The organism is Colwellia sp. MEBiC06753, from assembly GCF_053470325.1.
On the sequence record NZ_JBQMTM010000042.1, the window covers coordinates 1 to 723 of the forward strand.

The window sequence follows — 723 nt, forward strand, 5'->3', positions numbered from 1 at the left end:
AAGAAGTGGCTAGTTTAACCTTCGGGAGGACGGTCACCACTTTGTGATTCATGACTGGGGTGAAGTCGTAACAAGGTAACCCTAGGGGAACCTGGGGTTGGATCACCTCCTTATCTTGAAGTAAAACACTTCATGTTGAGTGTTCACACAAATTGCATAGATAACGTATTGAAGAAGACTAACCCTTTACTTATTAAGTAACAGAGGGGCTATAGCTCAGCTGGGAGAGCGCCTGCCTTGCACGCAGGAGGTCAGCAGTTCGATCCTGCTTAGCTCCACCACTACTTACTAAGAACGACAGGTCTGTAGCTCAGCTGGTTAGAGCGCACCCCTGATAAGGGTGAGGTCGGCAGTTCAAGTCTGCCCAGACCTACCAAGTCTTCATAGAGAATGAGAAGCCAAACCTAAGGTATCTGCTAAAGATAAATTACGTTTGGTTTTTACTCTCCGCAAGGAGGGAAATCACGATTTAAGCGAATGCGACTTAAATTGAGCTCTTTAACAATTTGGAAAGCTGATATATATCCCGAGATGATTATTTGATAATTATCTCGAACTGATTACTCTTTGTAAGTAACGAGTGTCGCGCTCATTATTTAAAAACAAAAGTAATCAAACCTGATACAAGACTTCCTTATCTTGTATCAATCTAAATCAAGTGACTCCATCAATCTTACTTTTTAAGTAAATTGACGAGTACGTGAAAATGTCAGTCATACATTC

At 41.6% G+C, this 723-nt stretch carries 2 tRNA genes and 1 rRNA gene; all 3 read left to right on the plus strand.

Features of this window, described 5'->3' with window-relative positions:
• Positions 1–113 (plus strand): 16S ribosomal RNA (locus ACOB82_RS17680); the annotation flags it as partial.
• A 92-nt stretch (positions 114–205) separates the two neighbouring features.
• A tRNA-Ala gene (locus ACOB82_RS17685) sits at positions 206–281 on the plus strand.
• An 18-nt stretch (positions 282–299) separates the two neighbouring features.
• Positions 300–376: transfer RNA gene (locus ACOB82_RS17690), tRNA-Ile, on the plus strand.
• The last annotated feature ends 347 nt before the right edge of the window (positions 377–723 follow it).